This window comes from Microbacterium sp. Bi128 (assembly GCF_918698205.1).
In genome coordinates this window covers 1-2,715 of sequence record NZ_CAKKMM010000663.1, presented here as the reverse complement: position 1 = coordinate 2,715, position 2,715 = coordinate 1, and the positions used below count along the sequence as shown (strand labels likewise).

Here is a 2,715-nt window from a genome sequence, read left to right as displayed (position 1 = left end):
ACCAGGAACCGTGTCGCCAATGGAGTTGAGCTCGGTGAGGAATGGTGAACCTGCCTGCTGGTCGGCGCAGGCCTGGCAATTCGACCCTCCCACTGAGGTGGCCGGCGGAACGGCGTCCGGTGTCGGCGTGATGAGCCCGCGGGTTCCGTGGTTGGACGGGGCGATGCCCACAAGGTGGTTCACCTTGTCCGCGCCTCCAAGGAAACCGAGGTAGTAGCGCGGCATCATGCCGCCCTGGCTGTGGCCCACGAGATCAACTTTCCTGGCACCGGTCGAGGCCAGTACCTTGTCGACAAACGGGGCGAGCTGACGGGCTGAGTCTGCCACCGGGCCCGTGGCGTCGACGCCGTTGGTCGCACCGTAGTTCAGCGCGAAGACGCAGTAGCCCTGGCTCTTTAGCGCCGGCGACATCGTCGCCCAGTTCTTCGCCATGTTTTCGAAGGTTCCCGGCACCAGGACCACCGGGTAGGGGTGGGCTGCCGAGGGCTTGCAGGACCAGTCATTCGCGCCGGGCGGCGAAACGTCAACGGTGTCGGCCTGGGCCGCCGGCACACCCATCAGGGATGCGCCGAGCAGCGCCAAGGTCGCAGCGGCCAGGGTTGCGAGTGCTGCGGGCGTTTTCGGGTATGGCGCGGATTACCTCTTCGGTTGGACGCGTCATCTGTGACGGTCTGTGGAAATGGAAGTGAGGTAGGGGATCAGCCCCCGCTGTGATCCGACTCACGTCTCTCAATTCACGCTAGGGAAGGTGCTCCGCGGATCGCTCCAACATGCACGTTTGTGCATGCATTTTTCGACGCCGCTGGTGCCAGGTGGGGTTGCGTGGAGAGACTGCTGCACAGTTGTGCAGGTAGGGGCATGCCGCCCGCCGTCGCCCCCGGTCACCTCACTCTCCGGGCGGAAAATCGTAGGAGGCCTGGATCGTCGCCGGCGCGGTGCCGTAGGACAGGACGATCTCGTCGTGCGCCTTGAACGGTAGGTCCCGGATCCCGGCGTCGAACTTCCGGCCGTTCACGTAAACGGTCCAGCCATCCAGCGAACCCCCACCGGTGCCGGGGGCGCCGTTGCCACCGAGGACGCCCCACTCCGTCAGGAGCTGCCCGAGGGTGAAGACCTGGCCGGCGGTGGGGGACTCGATGTGGACCACGCCCGTGGTGTCGTGGGTGTGCAGTGCTGAGATGCCGTTGGCCCTGTGGTCAGCTCCGGTGGTGATGCCGATATTGGCCGGCACCGCGATGGGCTTGCCGTCCTTCAGCACGTCCAGATGTGCGTGATAGTGGTCCACGTTGCCCTCCGCCGTCAGCACCGTGAGGCCGGCCTGGGCGATCCGGCCGGGCGCCCCCGTGATGTCTAATGCGAAATCAGGGGCCGGCGCCGCGGATGCCGCAGGTGACTCGGGCGACGGTGCGGTAGATGGCGCAGGGGCAGCGCACCCTGCCACCCCCAGCGTCATGGCGGAAAGTGCGATGGCGAGTGTCAGCTTGGTGTGCATGGTTGCGTAAACCGCTTTCGATCGGAGGCTTGCCAGTTCAGTCTAGGCAGATGGTCCGGGCCCACCGCCCAGGACGGCTTGGCACCGCGTTTCCGCCGCGAGCCGCGAGGGGAAAGAATGGACAGGTGAGTGATGCCGGCGAATTCATCGACCTCTCGCTGCAGCGCGAAGCTTCCTGGCGCCGCGCTGAGCAGCTTCAGGCGCGGCTGGAAACGGAGCCGGCGGGCAGCGGCCTCCGGTTCTACGGCACGTCCGTGGGCGCCGTGCGCGGCACGGTCCGGGATGCCGGCCGCCGCTATCCCGGGCTGTCCCGCGATGAGGTCACTGCGCTGAGTTCCGAACTGTGGGGCTCCGCCCTCGGAGGCTCCGGCCCGGGGGCCGCGCCGGTTTTCGAGCGCCGGCTGGCCGCCGTGGTCCTGCTGCAGGCCAACGTGAAGCTGCTGACCAACTCGGACCTCACCCGGCTGGAGGGCTTCATCCGGCAGGCGCGGGTGCGGGACCTTGTGGATCCGCTCGCCGTCGACGTCGTCGGGCCCCTGGTGGACGGACTCGATGTTCTGGCCAGGGTGCGGGCCGACAGCGTGCTGGACCGGTGGGTGCGCGAGCCCGATGCCTGGCTGCGCCGGGCCGCGCTTCTCTCGCCGTTGCTGGCGCTGCGCGCGGGCGCGGGGGACTGGGACAGGTTCCTCCGGCACGCCAACGAGGTGCTCGGCGAGCCGGGCGGGACGTTCGACGCCGACGGCACAGCTGTCCGGGATGCAGTCTCCCGGGTCCAGGCAGAGATGGCAAAGTGGAGGCCGGAGCTGCAATTCACGTCCATTGGAGAATGACCCTCCGAAATTTCGCCGCCGGCTCGGCTTTGGCCCAGGCATTTAGACATCCGGACTGTCAGGCCTTCGGACCCCCCGGATCGCCCTGCCCAACGGCGCTGCCGGAATTTCCGGACTTGCCGCCGGCATTTGCCGGGACCGCGAAAGTCCTCGCCGCCCGTGACCCGGCGACGGCGCCCGCGGCTATGGTGACCAGCGCTCCCACCAGCAGGGCCGCGGCCTCGCCTGGTAGCAGGACCTGAAGCTGCGTGCCGATGCTCGCCGCAGCCACCGGTACGCCAAGCTGGGCCGCCGACAACACCCCCAGCGACAGCGGGAGTCCCAGGAAAGCCAGGTCGGCGTGGGCCAGCAGGGCCCCGGCCCCAAGCCCCAGCCCGAGGGCATTCTTGTCCG

The 2,715-nt window shown here is 68.4% G+C and carries 3 protein-coding genes and 1 pseudogene; 1 reads left to right on the top strand and 3 read right to left on the bottom strand.

Annotation, left to right across the window (positions count from 1 at the left end; all coding sequences use genetic code 11):
• Together LQV45_RS24510 and LQV45_RS24505 are read right to left on the bottom strand one after the other, a co-directional pair.
• Positions 1 to 582 (bottom strand): esterase/lipase family protein (locus LQV45_RS24510; RefSeq protein ID WP_374208287.1); only part of this gene is annotated, 582 nt, incomplete at its 3' end.
• Between the two features lie 304 nt (positions 583 to 886).
• Complete coding sequence (locus LQV45_RS24505) at positions 887 to 1,492, bottom strand: hypothetical protein (RefSeq protein WP_230009212.1); 606 nt, start codon at positions 1,490 to 1,492, stop codon at positions 887 to 889.
• Positions 1,493 to 1,617: 125 nt separating this feature from the next.
• Here LQV45_RS24505 and LQV45_RS24500 point away from each other — a divergent pair, with 125 nt between their 5' ends.
• Positions 1,618 to 2,322 (top strand): DNA alkylation repair protein, encoded by a 705-nt coding sequence (locus tag LQV45_RS24500; protein ID WP_230009211.1) that lies wholly within the window; start codon positions 1,618 to 1,620, stop codon positions 2,320 to 2,322.
• Positions 2,323 to 2,380: 58 nt separating this feature from the next.
• On the opposite strand, the pseudogene LQV45_RS24495 reads toward LQV45_RS24500, so the two are convergent.
• A pseudogene (locus LQV45_RS24495) lies at positions 2,381 to 2,715 on the bottom strand (cation:proton antiporter); the annotation flags it as partial.

Excerpts from the sequence above, each read along its gene's own strand:
- LQV45_RS24505 (WP_230009212.1), bottom strand. The coding sequence starts at position 1,492 with ATGCACACCAAGCTGACACTCGCCATCGCACTTTCCGCCATGACGCTG.